We start from the raw sequence: 22,216 nt of genomic DNA on the forward strand, positions 1-22,216 counted from the left end.
CCCCGACACCATGGATATTCTGATTCCCGGATTCGATATAGGCGAGGAGATTGGCGAAGGCGCCATGGCAACCGTCTACCTGGCGACCCAACGGTCGCTGGAGCGCAAGGTGGCGCTGAAAGTGATGGCGGCCGCGCTGGCCGCCGACTCGACCTTCTGCGAGCGTTTCCTGCGCGAAGGCCGGACCCTGGCGCGGTTGTCGCATCCGAATACGGTGACCATCCACGACATCGGCAATGTCGGCGAACTGTATTACATGGCCATGGAGTACCTGCCCAACGGCACGCTCAAGGAGCGGATCGCGGCGGGGCTGAGCCCGGAGCAGGGCCTGGTGTATGTCCGCCAGATTGCCTCGGCCCTGGGTTATGCCCATGCCCTGGGGCTGGTGCACCGTGATGTGAAGCCGGCCAACATCCTGTTCCGCGCCGACGGCGCGGCGGTGCTTTCGGACTTTGGTATCGCCAAGTCGCTGGACGACCGCACCCAGTTCACCCAGGCCGGGTTTGCCGTGGGCACGCCGAGCTACATGAGCCCGGAACAGGCCCGGGGCCAGGACCTCGACGGGCGCTCGGACCTGTATGCGCTTGGGGTGGTGCTCTACGAAATCCTCGTCGGCAAGTTGCCCTACATCGGCACCGATGCACTGTCCACGGCCCTCGCGCACCTGACCGAGCCGCTGCCGGAACTGCCGCTCCAGCATGGGCGCTACCAGGAGATCCTGCGCCAGTTGCTGGCCAAGGACCCGGCGGAGCGATTCCCGGATGCTGCGGCCTTGCTGCGGGCGTTGGATAACCTGCCGCCTGAGCCGCTGGAGTCGACCCTGATCCAGTCTCTGCCGCTGCCGACGGCGTCGCCCGAGCGCCCCGCGGCTGCCGACTTGGGCGGCTTGACGCCGGTATCGATTGAAATCCCCGCTCACACCCCGGCTCAACCGCTGCCGCCGTCCCGGCCGGTTCCTGGGGCGGCCTCGCCGGGGGGCTCCGACACCCAGCAGCGCCGGGGGCCGGTGCTGGCGTTACTGGGTGTTGCGATCGCTGCCGCGTTGGGCATTGCGGGGGCCGGTTACTGGTGGCTGGGCGTGGATACTCCGGCGAAAACAGCCGCGAGCACCCAGTCCACGGTCACTGCCGCTCCCCCTTCAAGCACGCCAGCGGTGTCGATCAAACCCCCATCCTCGGCTACGTCGAGCGTGACCGGCAATGCATCGGCGAGCACCACGCCGACGCTGCTCCCGACGCTCGGCGAGCCGGTGCCGGGCGAAGCCGATGGCGGTAATCGACCTTTGCTGATGGCGGGCAAGAAGACCCTGTTCCAACGTGTCCTGAGCCAACCCGGAGCACAGCTGTCCAGTTCGCCGGGTGGGCGGACCGACAAGACCTTGCCGGCGTTCTCGGTGCTTTATGTCTATCAGCGCAAGGTTGTCGACGGTGCCTATTGGGTACGTGTGGGCGCGGCCAGCGACGGGCGTAGTGAGGGTTGGTTGCCGAGTTCGAAAGTCAGCGAGTGGAAGCAGAGCCTGGTGCTGAAATTCACCGAGCGCTCCGGGCGGGCGCCGGTGATGTTCCTGCGTGACGCCGCCGATATCGACAAGCTGCTGGCCAACCCGTCGGCGGCGAAGAACCTGCTGCTCAATGCGCAGAAAAATCCGCAGGACGACCAGCGCGTACTGGCCCTGGAGCCGGCTGCCAGCGCGGTGCCGCAGAACCAGTTCTACCTGCTGCCGATTTTCGCTTCGCGCGAAAGCCTGGATGAGAACGGCCAGCCGGTGCAGTTGCTCAATGTCGCCTCCATCGACCCCGGCAGCACGCCGAAAGCCCTCGGCAACGGCGCCGCGCCGGCAGTCGCGGCCGATACCTTCCGCACCGCCATCGTGCTGGTGGTGGACACCACGGAGTCGATGCAGCCGTATATCGATCAGGTCCGCGACGTGGTTCATGAGCTGCAAAGCCAGATCGCCCAGCGTGGCGAGCTGGACAGCGTGAGTTTCGGCCTGATCGGCTTTCGCAACAATATCCAGAAAACCCCGGGCCTGCAGTACCTGACCAAGACCCTGGTGACCCTCGACCAGGGCCGCGACCCCGAGCGCTTCCTGGAGTTGGCGCGGGATGTGAAGGCGTCGACGATCTCCAGCCATTCGTTCAACGAGGACTCCTTCGCCGGGGTCATGCAGGCGGTCGATGGCATGGACTGGTCGGGCTATGGCGGCCGCTTGATCCTGCTGGTTACCGATGCCGGTTCGTTGCGCAAGAACGACCCCTACAGCAGCACCAAAATGAACGAAGCGGAGATCCGCCAGGCTGCGTTGGGCAAGCAGATCAAGATCTACGCGCTGCACCTGCGCAGCGATGCCGGGAAGAAGAACCACGCCTTCGCCGAGCAGCAGTACCGGACCCTGACCGCCGATGCCAACCCGCAGATCGGCGACCTGTATATCCCGGTCCAGGGCGGCGACGTGCACAAGCTTGGCGAGCGGGTCGGCGAGATCGGCTCGGTGTTCGCCAACCTGGTCCACCAGGTGCGCAGCAACCAGGCCCAGGCCGTGCCGTTGCTGGCGGCGTCGCCGAGCCTGGCGGACAAGTCGGCGGCCATCGGTTATGCGATGCATATGGATTTCCTCGGCCACAAGGCCGCCAGCCAAGCACCGCAGCTGGTCAGCGCCTGGACCGCCGATCGCGACCTGACCAACCCGGCGCTGCCGGCGTTCCAGGTCTGTGTGATGCTGACCAAGCTGCAACTCAACGAGCTGCAACAGTCGCTGAAACTGATCGTTGACGCGGCGCGCAAGACCCAGACCTCGCCCAAGGACTTCTTCCAGGAAATCGCCAGCGCCAGTGCTTATATGAGCCGCGATCCGCAGGCTTTGCGCAAGGGCGGCAACCTGGCCGACGGCGGCATCCTCGGCGAGTACCTGGAGGGCCTGCCGTACCGCAGCAAGTCGTTGAACATGACCCAGGATCTCTGGCTGTCGCTGAGCGTGGCCGAGCAGGAAGACTTTATCGACGAACTGGATTCGAAGATCCGCCTCTACGAAACCTTCCATAACGATGTGGCCAACTGGGTCCGATTCGGCGATGCCGAGCCGGGTGACGCGTTGTACCGCGTACCACTGTCGACGCTGCCGTGATGATCAGCCTGCGGGAGGTGCGCAAGACGCGGGGTGCGGGCGCCCAGCGCTACAGCCTGGAGGTGCCGCGCCTGAGCCTGGTGCCTGGCGCGCAATGGGCGGTGGTCGGGCCCAGCGGTTGCGGCAAGAGCACCTTGCTCGATCTGCTGGCTCTGGTCTTGGCGCCGGACCGGGCGGGACTGTTTGTCTTCGACGATTCGGCCGGTACGCAGGATATCGCCGCGCTCTGGCGCCAGGGCCGGCACGACCGCCTGGCGGAGCTGCGCAGCCGGCAGCTCGGCTACGTATTGCAGACCGGTGGCCTGCTGGGCTTTCTCGATGTGCGCGGGAATATTGCCCTGTCGCGCCGACTCTTGGGCCTGAAGGATGACGGCAGTGTCCAGCGGCTCGCCGAGCAACTGGAAATCACCGATCAGTTGGCCAAGAAGCCCCAGGCGCTTTCCGTGGGCCAGCGCCAGCGGGTCAGTTGTGCCCGGGCCCTGGCCCATGGGCCGCGACTGCTGTTGGCCGATGAACCGACCGCGGCCCTCGATCCGCTGAATGCCGGGCGGGTCATGCAATTGCTGTTGAGCCAGGCCCGGGAGCAAGGTGCCTGTTGCGTTATCGCGACCCACGACGAAGCCCTGGTGCGCGAACTCGGCGTGCCGGTATTGCGCATCGCCTGCCGGCGCGATGGCGACGGTGGTGTCACCGCGACCCTGGAGGTGACGCCATGACCCGCGCCGTCCTGGTCGCCGGCCTGGCCTGGCAGGATTATCGCCTCGACTGGCGGCTGTCGGCCTGTGCGGTGCTGGCGCTGGTGGCGGTGATCGCGCCGTTGCTGGTGTTGTTCGGTCTCAAGTTCGGCTTGGTCAGCAGCCTGACCGAACGCCTGGAGCGCGACCCGGCGGTGCGCGAGATCATTCCCCTCGGCGGCGGGCGTTTCAGTGCGGCGTTTATCGCCGGGCTGGGGCAGCGTGAAGATGTCGCCTTTGCCTTGCCGCGGACCCGACAGATCGCCGCGACCGCCGACCTGTCGAGCAGCGCCCAGGGGCCGGTGGTCAATGTGGAAATGCTGCCTACCGCCGATGGCGATCCATTGCTCGGTGCCTTGCCCGCGCCGGTGGGCCTGGCGGCGATGTTGCTCAGCCAGACGGCGGCGGAGAAGCTCGGGGTGAAAGCCGGTGACTGGTTGCAGGTGTCTTTCGGCCGGCAGGTGGCCGGTCGCCTGGAAAGCCGCCACACGCAGATCCAGGTGCAGGCGGTGCTGCCGCTGGAAGCCTTCGAGCGTGATGCGCTGTTCGCCCCGCTGGGCTTGCTGGAAGCCGCCGAGGACTATCGCGACGGTCGTGGCGTGCCGGTGCTCGGCTGGGCCGGCGAGCCGACGGGCAGCGCCGCGCAGCGGGTCTATCCGGGGTTTCGCCTGTATGCCCGCGGGCTGACCGATGTCGAGCCGCTGCGGCGCTATTTCGCCGAGCGCAACCTGCTGGTTTCAACCCAGGCCCAGACCATCGCCCAGGTGCAGTCCCTGAGTCGCAACCTGTCCATTGTGTTCTGGGTGATTGCCAGCCTGGCGCTGGCCGGTGCCTTCGCGGCGATCTTCGCCGGGGCCCTGGCGGCGGTCGAGCGCAAGCGCCGTGAGTTGTCGGTGTTGCGCTTGCTCGGCCTCGGCACCGCCGCGCTGCTGCTGTTTGTCGTCCTGCAAGCGCTGTATAGCGGCCTGCTGGCGGCGTTGTTGAGCGGCGCGCTCTACGGCGTGGCCGAGTGGGGCCTGAACCGTTTGTTCGTACAGGCGGCCGGCGAGTACGCCAGTCACCTGCTGTTGCCGCATTACCTGCTGGCACTTTTCAGCGTGTTGGCGGTCTGTGCTCTGGCTGCCGCCCTGGGGGGCTGGCGCGTGGCGCGGATAGAAGCTTCGGAAGGAATCAGAGATGTATAAGTTGCGCAGCGCGGCCCTGGCGGTTCTCGTCGCTTCCCTGTGCCTGGGGGCCTGGGCGCGGGCCGATGAGGGCAGCGAGAAACTCGACAACCCCAAGCCCCTGGCCGATGACATCAGCCTGCCGCTGCCCTGCGAGGGCGAGATGGTCTTTCGCGCGGTCTATGTGCTGGCGCGCGGCACCCTCGACGACCGTGAGATCAGCCTTGGCTATCCGTTCAGCGAGGACGAGCCGGGCTACAAGCAGTCGTTTATTTCCGGCTATCGCCGCGACTTTATCAACGGTCAGTTCACCCTCAAGGACCTGCCCGGCGCCTGGCAGAAATCCATTGCCCCGACCTTGCCGAAGACCGACGCCGACTCGCCGCTCAAGCCGATGTTCTATTTCATCGGCAAGTACCCGGTCACGGCGCGCCAGTACGCCCTGGTGATGGCCCAGGCCCAAGCCCTGGCCAGTGGCGAGCCGGCACCGGCCTGCGATGCGCCGAGCGGTGTCGCCGGGCGCCTGCCCAAGGTCAAGGTGTCGCGTTTTGATGCCGAGCGGTTCTCGGCGATCTACAGCGCCTGGTTGATGAAATATCACCGCGACCTGCTGCCGGTCAGCGGCCGTGGCTCGGCGGCCGAGGACGGCGGTCTGGGCTTTGTCCGCCTGCCCACCGAAGTCGAGTGGGAATTCGCCGCCCGCGGCGCCCAGGCGGTCAGTCGTCAGGACCTGGAAGGCCGCCTGTTTCCGCGGCGGGCCCCGGGTAGCGACAGCGACGGGCCGCTGTCCGACTATGCGGTGTTCAACCAGGTGGCGGGCGGTACCGGCCAGGCCGCACGGCTGGTGCCGATCGGCACCAAGTTGCCCAACCCCATCGGGATGTTCGATGTGATCGGCAACGCCGCGCAAATGGTCCAGGAGTCGTTCCAGCTGGTGCATGCCGGACGCCGCCAGGGCACCTACGGCGGTTTCGTGGTCAAGGGCGGCAACTACCTGGAAGGTGAAGGCACGCTGTTTACCGGCATGCGCCGCGAGTATCCGCTGTTCGCCGCCGATGGTACCGAGCAGAGCAACGAGACCACCGGTTTCCGGGTGGCCGTCGGCGCGCTTTCGGCGCCGCGTTCGCGCTACAAGGAACTGTTCAGCCAATGGCAGCAGGAAGGCCGGCTGGCGTCCCTGACCGACGCCATCGACGATGTCCAGGACCCGACCAAGCGCCTGGACGGGATCATTTCCGCCAGCACCGACCCGAAGCTGCAGGCCGAGCTGGGGCTGGTCAACGAAGAGCTCAAGCGCAATGTCTCGTTGATCGCCCGCCAGCGTGAAGAGGCGGCCGGCAACCTGATCCAGTCGGCGGCCCTGGTGGCCGAGACCGTGAATAACTACAACATTCGCCTGACCAATCTGAAGAAGAGCCGCCAGCAGGCCATGGATGCCAAGGACGAGGCCGCCGCCAAGCTGTTCGCGCTGGCCATCGAGAACGGTACCAGCGCGCTGGACGGCGCGGTGGCGATCTATATCGACAACCTGGCAACCGCCACGCGCTACACCGATGCGGTGATCCAGGCGCAGTTCCAGCGGGTCAAGGAAGAACTCAATCGCAAGCCCGTGCTCGGCAATAGCCTGGTCGCGCGGGCGACCTTGTTCGTTCGTCATGTCGGGGATTACCGCAAGCAACAGCGGGCCGATCCGGCGGCGATATTGAAAGCGTTACTCGCGTCGACCGCCCAGCAGCCATGAGCGGTCGGTATCCGGCGAGTGTAGAGGGGACTCGGACGGCAGGGTGCCGTACCGGGCAAGTCAAACCAAAAAAGGGAACATGAACATGATCTTCTCCAGCAAACCCCTTGTTTCGACCTCCAAGTGCCGTGCCGCGCTGTGGGTTGCCGCCGGATTCAGCACCGTGCTGATGGGCGGTTGCGCCACTTCGCCGACCTCGAAAGTCGGCGCGACCACCAAGGTCGAGTACTACCCGACCTGCTACGAGCCGGTGCAGCACCTGCGTGCGACTGACTCGGACATGACCAAGTCGGTCGCCACTGGCGCGGTGCTCGGGGCGTTGGGCGGTGCCGCCCTTGGCGCGCTGACCGGCGACGACTCCGCCAAGCGCGGGCGCAATGCCGCCATCGGCGCGGCCGGCGGCGCGCTGGTGGGTGGTGCGGCGGGCTACTACACCGAGAAACAGAAACAGATCACCGATGATAACCAGCGCATCGGCTCTTATGCCCAGGACATCAACAAAAGCGCCGCCGACATGGATCGCAACACCGCCTATGCCAAGGCCTCGCAGAGCTGCTACCAGCGTGAGTTCGCCAGCCTGGTTTCGGCGCGCAAGGCCAAGACCATCGGCGACGCCGAAGGGCGCAAGCGCCTGGCGGAAATCGTCGCCGGCCTGAAAGAGTCCAATGACCTGATCGTCGCCGTGAACGGGCGCACCGCCGAAGACCTGAACAACTACACCCAGGCTTACGAGAAGGACCTGCAGCAGGTCGGCGTACAGCGTACCGACGTGGTCACCGTGGCGACCGCCGACACCAACCCGGTGGTCGCGCCGACCACCGGCAAGGGCAAGAAGGTGAAAGTGGCGAAGAAGGCGGCGTTGCCGACCGTGCCTAAAGAAGCGGTGGCCACCGAGAGGACTATCCAGGACGCCAACGCCAAGAAAGCCGCGAGCCAGGACGTGGCCACCAGCGGCCAGTCCCAGGTCAACAGCATGTGCAAGAACCCGGACCTGGGCGACTGGGCACCGGTTCCTTGCCCTAACGCGTGATGGGCGGATCGTCTGACAATTTGTTGGTATAAGCGTTAAACGCCAGCCGATCTCCTGGGTAAAGCGGGAGATCGGTGGCGTTCTTCAGGTAAAGCGCTACACTGCGCCGGCTGTTTATCTTTTCTGCCGAGGCTGTGTGCATGAAATTTCGCTTTCTTCTCTGGGCAATGGGCCTGTTGATGGCTCGGGCCAGCCGCAATAACCCCGCATTCCAGCAGCAACTGGCCGACAAGGCCCTGGTGTTCCAGCTGCAGACCCTGGACGGTAAGGTGGCGCGTCACTTCATCGTCAAGGATCAGCGCATCGGCAGTCGATCCGGGGTGTATCCGGAGCCGGCGTTTGCCATTGCGTTCAAGGATGCCGCCTATGGCTTCGCCACGTTGCAGGCGAAGAACAAGCAACTGGCGTTCATGACGGGGATTCAGGACAAGTCGATCCAGATCAAGGGCAATCCGGCGCTGGTGATGTGGTTCCAGGGCTTGATGAAGTACCTCAAACCGCGGAAGAAGAAGGCCTGAAGTTTTATATTGCAGGGTTTGCTGCGGGGGCAGTTGTGGCGAGCGGGCTTGCCCGCGTTCGGCTGCGCAGCAGCCGCAAAACCATGATCCCCGTTATTTCTGATACACCGCGATTGCAGGGTTTGGGGGCGCTTCGCGCCCCAGCGCGGGCAAGCCCGCTCGCCACAAGGGGAGTACTGTCCACCGAGGGGGCTCAGCCCTGGCTGAACTGCGAAGCCAGTTCGCGCAACAGCACTTCAGCTTCCAGCACCTTGTTCACCACGTCATCGGCCTTGTCGCGGGTCAGCCCCAGGCGTTCAAGCAAGGCATCCGGGATCTCTTCGTCCGGGCCCGAGCCGATATTGCGGCTGCGCAGCAGGCGCACGGCCAGGCACACCAAGTTCGGATAGGCGGCATAGTCGCCGTCGTAGCTCGGGTCGTGCTGGAAGCGCAGCGCGGTGGACAGCTCATCCGGCATATCCCAGTAGCGCATCAACCAGGCACCGATCTGCTCGCGGCTGATACCCAGCAAATGCTGCTCGATATAGCTGTGGCACAGGTGTGGGTTGACCTCCAGGTGTCGGCAGATCAGCGAGAAATGCGGCGGGAAGACGTGGGCCAGGAGCAGGTAGCCGAAGTTGTGCAGCAACCCGGCGAGGTAGGTCAGGCCGGCTTCCGGGCGCTGGGCACGCGGCATGGCACGGGTCAGGCCTTCGATCACCGCGGCGGTGTAGATCGATTGCTGCCAGTAAGGCGTGCTGTGTTGCGGGTGGTCCTTGGGCAGGCTCAGGGTCTTGCCCAGGGCCAGGCCCAGCGCCAGGTTGATCACCAGGTCGAAACCGAGCACGCGGACAATCGCGTCTTCCACCGAACGAATCTTGCCCGGCGAGGCGTAGTAGGGCGACGCCGCCCAACTCACCACCTGGGCCGCCAGCGACGGGTCGGTTTCGACCACGCCGGTGATGTCGTCGATGGTCGCGTCGGGGTCGACCCGCAGCTTGATGATCTTCTGTGCGGTTTCCGCCAGCGGCGGAATCTCGATGGTCGCTTCCAGGCGCTGCTGGATCCGCCGCGCGGTGAAGGCTTGCACGGCCTGGGTGATTTCCTCGCGGTCATCGTGCGGGCGGTCGAGGTTGGGGCGGATATCGACCACCGGCTCGCCGAAACTGGCGGCGCTGGCTTTGCTCAGCATGCCCTTGAAATCGTCGCTGGAAATTTCCAGCAGCAGCCCGGCTTCGCCGGAATCGATCAGCAGGTTCGGTTCGCGCAGCAGTTGCTCTTCGTACAGGCACGGCGAACTGGTCAACCCCGGCAAGCCCGGCAGCAGGTGCAGGCTGTGTTTGCCGAGCATGCGTTCCATGCGTTCGGTGGGCACCGCTGTCAGGCGCCGGCCAGTCAGTTCGGTCAGGCGATTGAGGTCGAGCAACTGGTCCTGGGGAAACAGGACCATGAGTGCGCCGACTGCATCGTCGAGCAGCACGGCCTGGACCTTGCGCGCGGCCGGCAGACCAGGATGGTCGAGGACCTCGCTATAGCGGATGGCGAGCTTGTCGAGCAGCAGCCGGACCACAGACGGGGTGTGCGGGGTTGCATCGATGAGGGCAACTTCTGTCATGGTCTGTATCCGGGTTCCTACAATTTTCCCAGTATAACCAGCTTGGCCATCCTAATGGTCTGTAAACTGTGAGGTCTATCACACTTGGCCGTATTGCTGGCCGTGGCGCAGCCAGCGTTCGAGCAACGGGCTGACATGTTGCGGCCAGCGTGCCATCAGGGCTTGCGCGGCATCGCGGACCGCCGGCAGCAGATCGGCGTCGCGCATCAGGTCGGCGACCTTGAATTGCAGGAGCCCGGTCTGCCGGGTGCCGAGCATTTCCCCCGGGCCGCGCAGCTCCAGGTCCTTCTCGGCGATGATGAAGCCGTCGTTGGTCTCGCGCATGATGCCCAGGCGTTGGCGACCGATCTGTGACAGCGGCGGATGGTAGAGCAGCACGCAGTGGCTGGCGGCGCTGCCGCGGCCGACCCGCCCGCGTAGCTGGTGCAGTTGCGCCAGGCCCAGGCGCTCGGGGTTTTCGATGATCATCAGGCTGGCGTTGGGCACGTCGACGCCGACTTCGATCACCGTGGTCGCCACCAGCAGTTGCAGGCCGCCGGCTTTGAATTCGGCCATCACCGCCGCCTTTTCCGCCGCTTTCATGCGTCCGTGGATCAGCCCGACGCGCAGTTCGCCGAGGGCCGCGGTGAGTTCCTCGAAGGTGGTTTCGGCGGCCTGGCAGGTGAGCTCTTCGGATTCTTCGATCAGCGTGCAGACCCAATAGGCCTGGCGGCCTTCGGCGCAGGCGGCGCGCACCCGTTCCACCACTTCGAAGCGCCGGCTGTCGGTCACCAGCACGGTGTTCACCGGGGTCCGGCCCGGTGGTAGCTCGTCGAGGATCGAGGTGTCGAGGTCGGCGTAGGCGCTCATGGCCAGGGTTCGCGGGATCGGCGTGGCGGTCATGATCAGTTGGTGCGGGCACATCCGCCCGCCGACGCCTTTCTGGCGCAGGGCCAGGCGCTGCTGGACGCCGAAGCGGTGCTGTTCGTCGATGATCACCAGGGCCAGGTTCTTGAATTGCACTTCATCCTGGAACAGTGCGTGGGTGCCGACCACCATCGGCGTGCCAGCGGCAATTTGCTCCAGCGCGGCGACGCGGGCCTTGCCCTTGAGCTTCCCGGCCAGCCAGGCGGTTTCGATGCCCAGCGGCGCGAGCCAGCGCTGAAAGTTGAGGAAGTGCTGTTCGGCTAGGATCTCGGTCGGCGCCATCAGCGCCACCTGGTAACCCGCTTCCAGTGCCTGCAAGGCGGCCAGGGCGGCGACCACGGTCTTGCCGGCGCCGACGTCGCCCTGGATCAGCCGCAGCATCGGCTCCGGCTGGCTGAGGTCGTAGGCCACCTCGTTGCCGACCCGTTGCTGGGCGCCGGTCGGCGGGAAACCGAGGTTGGCGAGAAACTGCCCGGGCAAGCGTTGCGCTTTCGGCAGGGCTGGCGCGCGCAGCGCCCGCAGGCTTTCGCGCAGGCGTTGTTGGGACAGCTGGTGGGTGAGCAGTTCTTCGAAGGCCAGGCGGTGCTGGGCCCAGTGGTGACCGAGGGCGAGTTCGTCGACATCGGCATCGGCGGGCGGTTGGTGCAGGTAGCGAATGGCTTCGTCCAGCGGCGCCAGTTGGTAGTCGCGGGCCAGTTCCTGTGGCAGCCAGTCCGGCAGGCTGCGTGGGCCGAGCATTGCCAGGCTTTGCAGGCAGAGCTGGCGCAGGCGCTGCTGGGTCAGGCCTTCGGTCAACGGGTAGATCGGTGTCAGGGTGGTGTCCACCGGCGGTGGTTCGTCGCCGCTGATGGCGCGGTATTCCGGGTGGTAGATTTCCAGGCCGGAGGCACCGGGACGGGCTTCACCGTAGCAGCGCACGTGGGTGCCGCGCTTGAGGCCATCCTTTTGCGCGGTGCTGAAATGGTAGAAGCGCAGGCTCAGGCTACCGCTGCCGTCGTTGATGCGCACCAACAGGCTGCGGCGCTTGCCCATGACCACGTCGGCGCCGCTTACCACGCCTTCGACCACGGCGTCCTGGCCCGGGCGCAGGGCGCCGATGGGCACCACCCGGGTACGGTCCTGATAGCGCAGGGGCAGGTGGAACAGCACGTCCTGGAGATTCTCCAGGCCGACCTTGGCCAGCTTCTCGGCCATGGCCGCGCCGACGCCCTTGAGCGCCGTGACCGACACTTGCGACAGTTCAGTCACGTCGCTCAGCTCGCTGCGGGAGGCTTGGCCACCGAGCACAGGCGGATCGAGTCGGCGAGGATTTCAATTGCCTTGGGCCGTGGGAAGCTGGCGCGCCAGGCAATTGCCACGGTGCGAAACGGCACCGGCGGTGTCAACGGACGCACTTCGATCACGCCGGGGGCGTAGTGATGGCTGTCCACCGCCGACAGCGGCAGCACCGAAATACCCAGGCCGGAAGCGACCATATGGCGGATGGTTTCCAGCGAGCTGGACTCGACCGTGGTGTGCTTGGCCGCATCGCCGCCCTTGGCCAGGGTCGGGCAGGCTTCGAGGACCTGGTCGCGGAAGCAGTGGCCTTCGCCCAGCAGCAACAGGCTCTTGTCATTGAGCAGGGCGCTGTCGATGGTTTCCTTCTTGGTCCAGGGGTGCGAGGCCGGCATCAAGACGTAGAACGGCTCGTCATAGAGTGGCAGGGTCAGCACGTCGGCTTCGTTGAACGGCAGGGCGATGATCACCGCGTCCAGTTCGCCGTTGCGCAGCTTGTCGCGCAGCACGTGGGTGAAGTTTTCCTCGATGTACAACGGCATCTGCGGGGCGACCCGGTGCAGTTGCGGGATCAGGTGCGGGAACAGGTAGGGGCCGACGGTGTAGATCGCGCCGACTTTCAGTGGCGCGGTCAGCTGGTTCTTCCCGGCCTGGGCCAGCTCACGGATGCCCTGAGCCTGTTCGAGGACCTTCTGCGCCTGGGCAACGATGGTTTCGCCGACGGGGGTCAGGCGCACGGCGCTCTTGCTGCGCTCGAAAATCAGCACACCGAGTTCGTCCTCGAGCTTTTTCACGCCTACCGACAGGGTCGGCTGGCTGACGTGACAACGCTCGGCCGCGTGGCCAAAGTGTTGTTCCTGGGCGAGAGTGACGATATAGCGTAGTTCTGTAAGAGTCATAGCGAGCGTCCATGAGGTTGCCGGGCCAAGCATAACGGCTGCAATCGATAGACGCACGTTATCAGACGCAGGAAGAACGACGATTGTCGTTGATGTCGGTTTCAGTGGGTTTTTTGTTCGGGCGGTAGGCCCCGATATTCTGGAGGGCGGAGCTTTTGTGGGAGCGGAGCTTGTCGGATCGCCGCGAAGCTGTTGGCGGCCTCAAGGGCCTGTTCGCGGGCAAGCTCCGCTCCCACGGGTGTCTAGCGGTTGCGCTTGTCGATGGAGTAGACGAAGGGCGCGACGATCTCGATGCTGCCATTGGTCAGCATATCGGCCGGCGGCTTGGGTAGCGGCTGGGCGCGACGGATCATTTCCAGGGTGGCCCGGTCCAGGTCGGCGTTGCCCGAGCGTCCCACCAGCTCATAGGAAAGCACCTTGCCTTCGGCATCGACCACGAAGCGCAGGCGGTTCAGACCTTCCTTGCCCCGTGACTGCGCAGCCGGCGGGTACTTCTTGTACTTGCCCAGGTGGGCCAGCAAGGTGCCTTCCCAACTGGCCTTCGCCGCTACTTGCTGGGGCGAAGGGCCGGGCGCCGGGGCCGCGGATTTTTCCGGTGGCGTGTTGGTCGGCGGCGTATCGGCAGGTTTCTCCTCCGTCGGCTTTTCCTTCACCGGCTCCGGCTTCACCTGGGGCTTGGGCGGCTGCGGCCTGGGTTTCGGCTTGACCGGCTTGGGCACCGAGATCGTCGGCTTCGGCGCTTCGGCCAGCTTCGGCAGCGGCAATTCTTCCACCGGCGCGGGCGGCTGTGGCGGGGTGATCACCTTGGGCGGTGCCGGCGGTGGTGGGGCTGGGGGCAATGGCGCCAGCTCGATCATCATCGCCTGTGGCGGTAGCTCGATGGGCTTGGACACCGACCAGTTCAGCGTGGCGATGATCGCCAGCGCGTGAATGCCCAGCACCAGGCCCAGGCTGGCGCCGTAACGCGTCAGCTTTTGGCGCGTATTGATCATTTCTTGGCTGCCGTCTCAAGTCCGACCAGGCCGACCTTCAGGTAACCGGCGGCGCGCAGGGCATCCATCACGCGCATCAGGTCGCCATAATCCACGCCTTTATCGGCCTGGAAGAAAATGGTCGTGTCCTTCTTGCCGTGGGTCCGGGCGTCGAGGGTCGGGCCCAGGACCTCGGCCTTGACTTCGTCTTCACCGAGGAACAGGCGCTGGTCGGCCTTGACGCTGAGGAACACCGGCTTTTCCGGGCGCGGCGCCGGCTTGGCGCTGGAGGCGGGCAGGTCGACCTTGATGTCCACGGTGGCCAGGGGCGCGGCGACCATGAAGATGATCAGCAGTACCAGCATCACGTCGATAAACGGCGTGACGTTGATTTCGTGGTTTTCGGCGAGATCGTCACCGCTGTCGTTCAGATGCAGGCCCATGGCTGATTACCCCACTTTCACCATATGCGGCGTTTGCGTGGCGCGCTCGGGCGGCAGGTGGTCGAGATCACGGCTGACCAGCAGCAGGACCTGGGCCGACGCGTCGGCTACCTGGGCCCTGTAGCCGGCAATGGAGCGGGCGAAGACGTTGTAGATCACCACGGCGGGGATCGCCGCGACCAGGCCCAGGGCGGTGGCCAGCAGGGCTTCGGCGATACCCGGAGCGACCACGGCGAGGTTGGTGGTCTGGGTCTTGGCGATGCCGATAAAGCTGTTCATGATGCCCCACACGGTACCGAAAAGGCCGACGAAGGGCGCGGTGGAACCGATGGTGGCGAGCACGCCGGTGCCGCTGCTCATGTTGCGACCGCAGGCGGCGACCAGGCGCTCGAGGCGGAAGCTGACGCGTTCCTTGATGCCTTCTTTCTCGCGGCTGTTGACCGAGAGGTGCATTTCTTCCAGGGCGTCATGCACCAGCAGGTGGGCGAGGGTGCCTTCCTGGTTGGCGGTTTCGCTGGCGTCGTTGAGGGTGCGGGCTTTTTTCAGCGCGAGCATCTCACCGCGCAGGCGACGCTTGGCGCCGAGCAGTTCGAAGCCTTTGGCAATCCAGATGGTCCAGGTGATGATCGAGGCGATGGCCAGGCCGATCATCACGATCTTGACGATGATGTCGGCGTTTTTGTACATGCCCCAGGGCGACAGGTCGTGGGCCATGCCCAGGCTGTTGTCTTCGACCGGCAGCGCGTCGGCATCGGCCGGTGCGGCATTGTCGACCTGGACTGGAGCTGCGTCGGTGGGGGCGGCGACAGGCACGGTATGATCGGCTGGGGCTGGGGCTGGGGCTGGGGCTGGAGCGACAGCGGCCGCGGGGGTGTGCGGTGCTGTTTCGTCGGCGAATGTCAGGGTCGGCGCCAGCCACAGGCTGAGCAGCAACGCCGCTGCCGAGCGCCAAGCGCGCGTTGGGCTGTGGGGCTGGGGTGACGAAGCGAGGCGTTTATTGCGTGTCATGCTGGCCGGACCTGAGAGAAGATAGAAGAGGGTCTTGTCCTTCCAGGCCTCGTGGGGCCGAGAACAGTTGGTCGTGCATTATTGCAAATACTTCTTGTTAACAAAAGTAATAGCTTCTCTTTTTTTCTTCCATTGCTAACTGCTGGTCAATTATCAGCGCTGGTTCGTGGCTTTTTCCATGGAGATCCGTGATGTCTGCTCCTTCTGTTCTGATTGCCGGTTGCGGCGATGTCGGTAGCCGCCTGGCGACGCAGTTGCTCGCTCAGGGTTGGCAAGTCCACGGCCTGCGCCGTTCGGTCGCGCGTTTGCCGGAGGGGGTCCTGGGCGTGGCGGGTGACCTGTTCGCCGAGCAGCGGCCTGCTGCCTGGCCGAGCGGCCCGCTGGATTACCTGGTGTATTGCGCCGCCGCGACCGAGCATGACGAGGCCGGTTATCGCGCAGCCTACGTCGAAGGCTTGCAGCATGTATTGAGCTGGCTCAGGCAATCGGGCCAGCGGCCACGACGCCTGCTGTTCGTGTCCAGCAGCAGTGTGTATGTGCAGCAGACGGGCGAGTGGGTCGACGAGACTTCGCCGACCGAGGCCGAGGGTTATTCCGGGCGCCTGATGCTGGCGGCCGAGCAGGTGGCGCTGGACAGCGGCATCCCGGCGACCCGGGTGCGCCTGACCGGTATCTACGGTCCGGGTCGCGAGTGGTTGTTGACCCAGGTCCGGCGCGGTTATCGGGTGGCGGTCGAGCCGCCTTTATATGGCAATCGGATTCATGCCGACGACGCGGCCGGGCTGCTGGCGTTTCTGCTGGAGGCTGATCGTGCCGGCAAGGTGCTGGAGGATTGTTATATCGGTGTCGATGATGCGCCGGCGCCATTGGCCGAGGTGGTGGTCTGGTTACGCGAGTACCTGGGGGTGACCGAGTGGGCCGAGGACGCCAGCGTTCGCCGTACCGGCAGCAAGCGCTGCAGCAATGCCCGGGCGCGGGCCCTGGGCTGGGCACCGCGTTATCCGAGTTTCCGCGAGGGCTATGCGGCGATTCTTGAGGGGCGCTGATAAGTGCTCATGGAGGCCTCACCCCCTCTGTGGCGAGCGGGCTTTTCGGGACGCCGCACCGCCGCTCTCGACTGCGCAGCAGTTGCAAAACCAGCCATCTCGGTCTACCTGATGCACTGTATGCGCCGGTTTTAGGGCCGCTTCGCGGCCCAGCGCGAGCAAGCCCGCTCGCCACAGGGGGGGGCTCCGAAGATCGTGGGTCTTCCCTTACTTCTCCAGCAACCACTGGCGCGGACCGGGGTTGAGCTGCGGCTGCTCATCGGGCTGGGCCGAGTTCAGCGCCTGGAGGATCTCCAGTTGCTTGCCCTTGCGCACGAAGATCCAGGCGCTGCCCTTGCTGCCTTGCTGCAACCAGATGCTGTCGTTCTCACCGCTCATGGAGGCGCAATCGCCAGCCAGGCACAGCGCGTAGCGGTCGGCGCCGGGTAGGCCTTCGAGGCGTCCGTCCGGGAGGAATTTCACCTGGCCGCCGGCGCCCGGGCCGCTGCTGATCTTCCAGTCGCCACCCATGTAGGCCGCGTACAAGGCCTGTTCGAAACTGGCGCCCACCGGCGCATTGGCCGGCAGTTCGGTTTCGGCGCGCACGAACGGCTGTTCAGGCTCCGAATCGCTGGCGGCCTGGATCAGTTCCTTGCCGTCGCGCGTCAGCGCAGTGCCGGCGCTGCCGTAGAAGTCGACATGCCATTGCTTGCCGTCCGCGCGCACGTGCCCCTCGGGGCGCTCGAAACCGTTGCTGTAGCGGGCCTGGCCATTATGGGTGTCGATGCTCCATTCCAGGTTCGGCCCATAGGTTTCCAGGGCTTCGCGCAAGCTGCCCTTTTTAACGGCGGCATCGATGGCGGCCTGGTTGATCCAGGTGCCGCTGATATCGTGTTTGGCGGGGTCGCTGGCGCAGCCGCCGAGCAGGAGGGCAAACACCGGGAAGGCAAGCGCTTTGCGCATGGTGGAATCCTTTGCAGACGAAGCTGGTGCAGCAAAAGAAGCTGCACCAGGCAGTGCGGGGTTGTTCGAGGGCGGCGTGGCTGGCAGTTACTCGAGGACCAGGATCGCGTCCATCTCGACCTGCGAGCCGCGTGGCAGGGCGGCAACACCGATGGCGGCGCGGGCCGGATAAGGCTGTTGGAAGTACTTGCCCATGATCTCGTTGACCTTGGCGAAGTGGCTCAGGTCGGTGAGGAAGATGTTCAGCTTGACGATGTCCTTGAACGAACCGCCGGCGGCTTCGGCCACGGCCTTCAGGTTTTCGAAGACCTGTACGGTCTGGGCTTCGAAGCCTTCCACCAGTTCCATGGTCTTCGGGTCCAGGGGAATCTGGCCGGACATGTAGACGGTGTTGCCGGCCTTGATCGCCTGGGAGTAGGTGCCGATGGCGGCTGGGGCTTTGTCGCTGCTGATAACGGTCTTGCTCATGAACAGGTTCCTTGTAATGGGCGGCTACGTAGACGGGCTATTGAGCTATGCGCGCATGCGGGTGATGCGGATTACCCCGGTCAGGGCGCGCAGTTTCTTGATCACGCGGGCCAGGTGCACGCGATCGTGCACGCTGACCACCAGTTGGACCACGCTGATGCGACCATCGCGTTCGTCCATGCTGATTTTCTCGATATTACCGTCGGCGGCATTGACGCTGCTGGCCAGCAGGGCGATCAGGCCGCGCTGGTGTTCCAGCTCGACGCGCAACTCGACGTTGAATTCGCCGGTGACATCCTTGGCCCAGGAGAGCTGGATGCATTTTTCCGGGTTGTGGCGGATTTCGCTGATATTGCGGCAGTTGTCCAGGTGCACCACCATGCCTTTACCGGCGGACAGGTGGCCGACAATCGGGTCGCCCGGGATCGGCGTGCAGCACTTGGCGTAGCTGAGCACCAGGCCTTCGGTGCCGCGGATCGCCAGCGGACCTTCGGGGCTGGGCAGCTGTTCGCCTTCGCCGAGCAGGCGGCGGGCGACTACATAGGCCATGCGGTTGCCCAGGCCGATGTCTTCGAGCAGGTCCTCGATCAATTCCAGGCGGTATTCGTGGAGCATGGCCTGCACGCGCTCGGGCGGAATCTTGTCCAGGGCGCTGTCGAAACCGTTGAGCACCTTGTTCAGCAGGCGTTCACCAAGGCTGATGGACTCGGAACGACGTTGCAGTTTCAGGGCGTGGCGGATATGCGTGCGCGCCTTGCCGGTGACCACGAAGTTGAGCCAGGCCGGATTCGGGCGCGCGCCCGGGGCGCTGACGATCTCGACCGTGGAGCCGCTTTGCAGCGGTTCGGACAGCGGTGCGAGACGGCGATTGATCCGACAGGCAATGCAGCTGTTGCCGACGTCGGTGTGTACCGCGTAGGCAAAGTCCACCGCCGTGGAGCCTTTCGGCAGCTCCATGATCCGGCCCTTGGGCGTGAACACGTAGACCTCGTCCGGGAACAGGTCGATCTTCACGCTTTCGATGAACTCCAGGGAGTTGCCGGCGCGTTGCTGCATTTCCAGCACGCCCTTGACCCACTGGCGGGCCCGGGCATGGGTGCCCTTGGGTTGCTCGTCGCCGCTGGACTTGTACAACCAGTGGGCGGCAATGCCGTTGTTGGCCATCTCTTCCATTTCGCGGGTGCGAATCTGGATCTCGATCGGCACGCCGTGCATGCCGAACAGCGTGGTGTGCAGCGACTGGTAGCCGTTGGCCTTGGGAATCGCGATGTAGTCCTTGAAGCGTCCGGGCAGGGGCTTGTACAAATTATGTACAGCGCCGAGGACCCGATAGCAGGTGTCGACCTTGTCGACGATGATCCGGAACGCGTAGACGTCCATGATCTCGTTGAAGGCCCGGCGCTTGCCGCGCATCTTGGTGTAGATGCCGTACAGGTGTTTCTGCCGTCCGCTGACCTCGCCCTGGATTTCATCGACGGCCAGGCAGTGGCTCAGGGATTCCTCGATCTTGTTGACGATTTCCTTGCGGTTGCCCCGGGCGCGCTTGACCGCCTGGTAGATCCGCGCGGAACGCATCGGGTGCATGGCCTTGAAGCCGAGGTCTTCGAATTCGATGCGGATCGCATGCATGCCCAGGCGGTTGGCAATGGGTGCATAGATCTCGAGGGTTTCCTTGGCGATGCGCCGGCGCTTTTCGCCGGAGAGCACTTCCAGGGTACGCATGTTGTGCAGGCGGTCGGCGAGCTTGACCAGGATCACGCGGATGTCGCGGGCCATGGCCATGGCCATTTTCTGGAAGTTTTCCGCCTGGGCTTCGGCCTTGGTCTCGAAATTCATCTGGGTCAGCTTGCTGACCCCGTCGACCAGTTCGGCCACGGTTTCGCCGAATTGCGCTTGCAGCGCTTCCTTGGCGATCCCGGTATCTTCGATCACGTCATGGAGCATGGCGGCCATCAGGCTCTGATGGTCCATGTGCATGTCGGCAAGAATATTGGCCACCGCCAGCGGATGCGTGACGTAGGCTTCGCCGCTGCGACGGCGTTGACCGTCATGGGCTTGTTCGGCGTAGAAGTACGCCCGGCGGACCAGGTTGACCTGGTCGGCGCCGAGGTAGGTCGATAAGCGATCGGCGAGGGCGTCTATGCTCGGCATGAGGTTTCCCCCGGCCGAAGCTTTGTCCCCTGCGCCGTGCTACGTCGACCAGGCATAGGCTTAGACGGCCTCGTTGGACTCGTCCTCGAAAGCCGCGAAGACTGGGTCTTCATGGACGATGTCCTGTTCAGCGATGAACGCATCCGTCACATAGCCTTCGGCGATTTCCCGCAGGGCCATCACGGTTGGTTTGTCATTTTCCCACGCCAGCTTCGGCTCTTTGCCGCCGGTCGCCAGTTGACGAGCACGCTTGGTGGAGAGCATGACCAGCTCAAAACGGTTAGCCACATGTTCTAGGCAGTCTTCAACGGTTACGCGGGCCATGGTGTTCCTCGTAGCAAATGCGGTAATCACGCTACCCGGATGGGCGAGCGGACTCAACAGTTTAAAAAATCACCAGCGTTTAGGGAAGCGCTGATTTTTCCAGTCGGTTCGCCAATGCGCCACGAGTACCAATGTAAAGCCCTCGCGGCGCTTTTGGGAAGTGTTGCTTATGCCAGCAATTCACTCAAGAGTTGGCTGAAATGCTGCTGTTGCGGGCGCTGTTGCAGGCGATTGGCGCGGAAAATCGCCTTCAGGTCATCCAGTGCGTGGGCAAAATCGTCGTTGATGATCAGGAAATCGTATTCGACGTAGTGGCTCATTTCGCTGACCGCTTCGCGCATCCGCCCTTCGATGATCGCGTCGCTGTCCTGGCCACGGTTGGTCAGGCGCTGGCGCAAGGCCTGCTGGCTCGGCGGCAGGATGAAGATGGAGCGGGCCGCGGGCATTTGCCGGCGGACTTGCTCGGCGCCCTGCCAGTCGATCTCCAGGATCAGGTCGTGGCCTTCGTCCAGGGTCTGCTGCAGGTGGCTCTGGGAAGTGCCGTAGAGGTTGCCGAAGACTTCGGCCTGCTCGAGGAAATCACCGTGCTCGACCATCCGTACGAACTCGGCGCGGTCGACGAAGTGGTAGTTCACGCCGTTGGCTTCGCCCGGGCGCATGGCGCGGGTGGTGTGCGAGACCGAGACGCGGATCTGCGGCTCGGCATCGATCAGGGCCTTGACCAGGCTGGTCTTGCCTGCGCCCGACGGTGCGGAAATGATGTAGAGGGTGCCAGTGCTGTGGGTCATGTCGGGTTAGCCTTACTCGATGTTCTGTACTTGTTCGCGCATTTGCTCGATCAACACCTTGAGGTTGACCGCCGCCTGGGTGCTGCGCGGGTCGAAGGCCTTGGAGCCGAGGGTGTTGGCTTCGCGGTTGAGTTCCTGCATCAGGAAGTCCAGGCGGCGCCCGGCCGCGCCGCCGGACTTGAGTACCCGGCGGACTTCGATGATATGGGTGGCGAGGCGGTCGAGTTCTTCGGCCACGTCGCTTTTCTGCGCCAGCAGGACCATTTCCTGCTCCAGGCGGGTCGGATCCAACTCGGCCTGCATGTCGGCGAAGCGGTCGAGGACTTTCTGGCGCTGGCTGGCGAGCATCTGCGGAACCTGTTCGCGCAGGGTCGCGACATCGCCTTCGATGGCGTCCAGGCGTTCGACGATCAGGCGGGCCAGCTCCGCGCCTTCGCGCTGACGGCCGTTCTTGAGCTCCTTGAGGCCCAGGTTGAACAGGGCCAGGGCCTCATTGTTCAGGGCCTGTGGGTCGCTGGCGTCGGCCACCAGCACGCCGGGCCAGGCGAGGACTTCCAGCGGGTTCAGCGCGGCGGGCTGCTTGATCAGGCTGGCGACGGTCTCGGCGGCGGCGATCAGTTGGGTGGCGCGCTCGCGGTCGATCTGCAGGGCCTTGCCGGTGGTTTCCTCGGTAAAGCGCAGGGTGCATTCCAGCTTGCCCCGGGACAGGCCCTGGCGCAGGGCTTCGCGAACCGCGCCTTCAAGGTCGCGGAAGGATTCCGGCAAACGCAGGTGGGGTTCCAGGTAGCGACTGTTGACCGAGCGCAGCTCCCAGCTCAGGGTGCCCTGGCTGACGGCGCTTTCGACGCGGGCGAAGGCGGTCATGCTGTGGACCATGGAAGTACCTCGCGATTCAGGCCTGCCGCCGTGCGGGCGGGGCGGACCGATGAATGAATTAAAGCCGACAGGCAGCAAAGGCGCAGGATTGTAGCGCAGTGCGGTCGCAGTCCCCAAACCTTGTGGGGGCGGAGCTTGCCCGCGAAGGGGGGGCGCCGCGGTTATTCAGATACACAGCGTTATCGTTCTTCGCGGGCAAGCTCCGCTCCCACATT

Annotated in this window: 19 protein-coding genes; 7 read left to right on the forward strand and 12 right to left on the reverse strand. The window is 64.8% G+C overall.

Annotated elements, in window-relative coordinates:
• The first annotated feature begins 10 nt into the window (after window positions 1-10).
• The 6 genes from M5B96_RS22115 (at window position 11) to M5B96_RS22140 (ending at window position 8,310) form a co-directional block, all read left to right on the forward strand.
• On the forward strand, window positions 11-3,124 hold the full coding sequence (locus M5B96_RS22115; protein ID WP_248799134.1) for a serine/threonine-protein kinase: 3,114 nt from the start codon (window positions 11-13) through the stop codon (window positions 3,122-3,124).
• Complete coding sequence (locus M5B96_RS22120) at window positions 3,124-3,840, forward strand: ABC transporter ATP-binding protein (RefSeq protein ID WP_248799186.1); 717 nt, start codon at window positions 3,124-3,126, stop codon at window positions 3,838-3,840. The genes M5B96_RS22115 and M5B96_RS22120 overlap by 1 nt, the downstream gene beginning before the upstream one ends.
• Window positions 3,837-5,042 (forward strand): ABC transporter permease, encoded by a 1,206-nt coding sequence (locus tag M5B96_RS22125; RefSeq protein ID WP_248799135.1) that lies wholly within the window; start codon window positions 3,837-3,839, stop codon window positions 5,040-5,042. The genes M5B96_RS22120 and M5B96_RS22125 overlap by 4 nt, the downstream gene beginning before the upstream one ends.
• Window positions 5,035-6,762, forward strand: coding sequence for a formylglycine-generating enzyme family protein (locus M5B96_RS22130; protein ID WP_248799136.1), 1,728 nt, complete (start codon window positions 5,035-5,037; stop codon window positions 6,760-6,762). Before M5B96_RS22125 ends, M5B96_RS22130 begins: the two co-directional genes overlap by 8 nt.
• Window positions 6,763-6,847: 85 nt before the next feature.
• Complete coding sequence (tagQ, locus tag M5B96_RS22135) at window positions 6,848-7,792, forward strand: type VI secretion system-associated lipoprotein TagQ (protein WP_248799187.1); 945 nt, start codon at window positions 6,848-6,850, stop codon at window positions 7,790-7,792.
• Window positions 7,793-7,932: 140 nt separating this feature from the next.
• Complete coding sequence (locus M5B96_RS22140) at window positions 7,933-8,310, forward strand: SCP2 sterol-binding domain-containing protein (protein WP_248799137.1); 378 nt, start codon at window positions 7,933-7,935, stop codon at window positions 8,308-8,310.
• A 193-nt stretch (window positions 8,311-8,503) separates the two neighbouring features.
• On the opposite strand, the gene M5B96_RS22145 is transcribed toward M5B96_RS22140, so the two are convergent.
• From M5B96_RS22145 to exbB, 6 genes are all read right to left on the reverse strand, one after another.
• Window positions 8,504-9,904: an aminoacyl-tRNA deacylase and HDOD domain-containing protein gene (locus M5B96_RS22145; protein ID WP_248799138.1), complete on the reverse strand. Its 1,401-nt coding sequence runs from the start codon at window positions 9,902-9,904 to the stop codon at window positions 8,504-8,506.
• 78 nt (window positions 9,905-9,982) lie between these two features.
• A complete protein-coding gene (recG, locus tag M5B96_RS22150; protein ID WP_248799139.1) occupies window positions 9,983-12,058 on the reverse strand; it encodes an ATP-dependent DNA helicase RecG in 2,076 nt (691 codons plus the stop codon).
• A 5-nt stretch (window positions 12,059-12,063) separates the two neighbouring features.
• Window positions 12,064-12,984, reverse strand: coding sequence for a hydrogen peroxide-inducible genes activator (locus M5B96_RS22155; RefSeq protein WP_248799140.1), 921 nt, complete (start codon window positions 12,982-12,984; stop codon window positions 12,064-12,066).
• Window positions 12,985-13,226: 242 nt separating this feature from the next.
• A complete protein-coding gene (locus M5B96_RS22160) occupies window positions 13,227-13,976 on the reverse strand; it encodes a TonB family protein (RefSeq protein ID WP_248799141.1) in 750 nt (249 codons plus the stop codon).
• Window positions 13,973-14,398: a TonB system transport protein ExbD gene (gene exbD / locus M5B96_RS22165; protein WP_248799142.1), complete on the reverse strand. Its 426-nt coding sequence runs from the start codon at window positions 14,396-14,398 to the stop codon at window positions 13,973-13,975. Before exbD ends, M5B96_RS22160 begins: the two co-directional genes overlap by 4 nt.
• A 6-nt stretch (window positions 14,399-14,404) precedes the next feature.
• The gene (gene exbB, locus M5B96_RS22170) at window positions 14,405-15,406 is read right to left on the reverse strand and encodes a tonB-system energizer ExbB (protein WP_248799143.1); all 1,002 of its coding nucleotides are present in this window, start codon (window positions 15,404-15,406) and stop codon (window positions 14,405-14,407) included.
• A 191-nt stretch (window positions 15,407-15,597) separates the two neighbouring features.
• Between exbB and M5B96_RS22175 the strand changes: the two genes are divergently transcribed.
• Window positions 15,598-16,452, forward strand: a complete 855-nt coding sequence (locus tag M5B96_RS22175; RefSeq protein ID WP_248799144.1) for an SDR family oxidoreductase — start codon at window positions 15,598-15,600, stop codon at window positions 16,450-16,452.
• Between the two features lie 207 nt (window positions 16,453-16,659).
• On the opposite strand, the gene M5B96_RS22180 is transcribed toward M5B96_RS22175, so the two are convergent.
• From M5B96_RS22180 to M5B96_RS22205, 6 genes are all read right to left on the reverse strand, one after another.
• Window positions 16,660-17,394: a hypothetical protein gene (locus M5B96_RS22180; protein ID WP_248799145.1), complete on the reverse strand. Its 735-nt coding sequence runs from the start codon at window positions 17,392-17,394 to the stop codon at window positions 16,660-16,662.
• 87 nt (window positions 17,395-17,481) lie between these two features.
• A complete protein-coding gene (locus M5B96_RS22185; RefSeq protein ID WP_040071713.1) occupies window positions 17,482-17,862 on the reverse strand; it encodes a RidA family protein in 381 nt (126 codons plus the stop codon).
• Window positions 17,863-17,907: 45 nt separating this feature from the next.
• Window positions 17,908-20,013, reverse strand: a complete 2,106-nt coding sequence (spoT, locus tag M5B96_RS22190; protein WP_248799146.1) for a bifunctional GTP diphosphokinase/guanosine-3',5'-bis pyrophosphate 3'-pyrophosphohydrolase — start codon at window positions 20,011-20,013, stop codon at window positions 17,908-17,910.
• A gap of 60 nt (window positions 20,014-20,073) precedes the next feature.
• The gene (gene rpoZ / locus M5B96_RS22195; RefSeq protein WP_103499221.1) at window positions 20,074-20,337 is read right to left on the reverse strand and encodes a DNA-directed RNA polymerase subunit omega; all 264 of its coding nucleotides are present in this window, start codon (window positions 20,335-20,337) and stop codon (window positions 20,074-20,076) included.
• A 167-nt stretch (window positions 20,338-20,504) separates the two neighbouring features.
• Window positions 20,505-21,125, reverse strand: coding sequence for a guanylate kinase (gmk, locus tag M5B96_RS22200; protein WP_248799147.1), 621 nt, complete (start codon window positions 21,123-21,125; stop codon window positions 20,505-20,507).
• Between the two features lie 12 nt (window positions 21,126-21,137).
• Window positions 21,138-22,001 (reverse strand): YicC/YloC family endoribonuclease, encoded by an 864-nt coding sequence (locus tag M5B96_RS22205; protein WP_248799148.1) that lies wholly within the window; start codon window positions 21,999-22,001, stop codon window positions 21,138-21,140.
• Window positions 22,002-22,216: the final 215 nt, after the last annotated feature.

Source organism: Pseudomonas sp. MWU13-2105 (assembly GCF_023242315.1).
In the GTDB taxonomy this organism is placed as follows: domain Bacteria; phylum Pseudomonadota; class Gammaproteobacteria; order Pseudomonadales; family Pseudomonadaceae; genus Aquipseudomonas.

What these genes read in the sequence shown, in the direction of transcription:
- M5B96_RS22140 (WP_248799137.1), top strand. Translation starts at nt 7,933, where the DNA reads ATGAAATTTCGCTTTCTTCTCTGGGCAATGGGCCTGTTGATGGCTCGG.
- M5B96_RS22130 (WP_248799136.1), top strand. Translation starts at nt 5,035, where the DNA reads ATGTATAAGTTGCGCAGCGCGGCCCTGGCGGTTCTCGTCGCTTCCCTG.
- M5B96_RS22115 (WP_248799134.1), top strand. Translation starts at nt 11, where the DNA reads ATGGATATTCTGATTCCCGGATTCGATATAGGCGAGGAGATTGGCGAA.
- M5B96_RS22160 (WP_248799141.1), bottom strand. Translation starts at nt 13,976, where the DNA reads ATGATCAATACGCGCCAAAAGCTGACGCGTTACGGCGCCAGCCTGGGC.
- M5B96_RS22185 (WP_040071713.1), bottom strand. Translation starts at nt 17,862, where the DNA reads ATGAGCAAGACCGTTATCAGCAGCGACAAAGCCCCAGCCGCCATCGGC.
- M5B96_RS22180 (WP_248799145.1), bottom strand. Translation starts at nt 17,394, where the DNA reads ATGCGCAAAGCGCTTGCCTTCCCGGTGTTTGCCCTCCTGCTCGGCGGC.
- spoT (WP_248799146.1), bottom strand. Translation starts at nt 20,013, where the DNA reads ATGCCGAGCATAGACGCCCTCGCCGATCGCTTATCGACCTACCTCGGC.
- exbB (WP_248799143.1), bottom strand. Translation starts at nt 15,406, where the DNA reads ATGACACGCAATAAACGCCTCGCTTCGTCACCCCAGCCCCACAGCCCA.
- gmk (WP_248799147.1), bottom strand. Translation starts at nt 21,125, where the DNA reads ATGACCCACAGCACTGGCACCCTCTACATCATTTCCGCACCGTCGGGC.
- M5B96_RS22175 (WP_248799144.1), top strand. Translation starts at nt 15,598, where the DNA reads ATGTCTGCTCCTTCTGTTCTGATTGCCGGTTGCGGCGATGTCGGTAGC.
- tagQ (WP_248799187.1), top strand. Translation starts at nt 6,848, where the DNA reads ATGATCTTCTCCAGCAAACCCCTTGTTTCGACCTCCAAGTGCCGTGCC.
- M5B96_RS22120 (WP_248799186.1), top strand. Translation starts at nt 3,124, where the DNA reads ATGATCAGCCTGCGGGAGGTGCGCAAGACGCGGGGTGCGGGCGCCCAG.
- exbD (WP_248799142.1), bottom strand. Translation starts at nt 14,398, where the DNA reads ATGGGCCTGCATCTGAACGACAGCGGTGACGATCTCGCCGAAAACCAC.
- M5B96_RS22155 (WP_248799140.1), bottom strand. Translation starts at nt 12,984, where the DNA reads ATGACTCTTACAGAACTACGCTATATCGTCACTCTCGCCCAGGAACAA.
- M5B96_RS22205 (WP_248799148.1), bottom strand. Translation starts at nt 22,001, where the DNA reads ATGGTCCACAGCATGACCGCCTTCGCCCGCGTCGAAAGCGCCGTCAGC.
- M5B96_RS22125 (WP_248799135.1), top strand. Translation starts at nt 3,837, where the DNA reads ATGACCCGCGCCGTCCTGGTCGCCGGCCTGGCCTGGCAGGATTATCGC.
- rpoZ (WP_103499221.1), bottom strand. Translation starts at nt 20,337, where the DNA reads ATGGCCCGCGTAACCGTTGAAGACTGCCTAGAACATGTGGCTAACCGT.
- M5B96_RS22145 (WP_248799138.1), bottom strand. Translation starts at nt 9,904, where the DNA reads ATGACAGAAGTTGCCCTCATCGATGCAACCCCGCACACCCCGTCTGTG.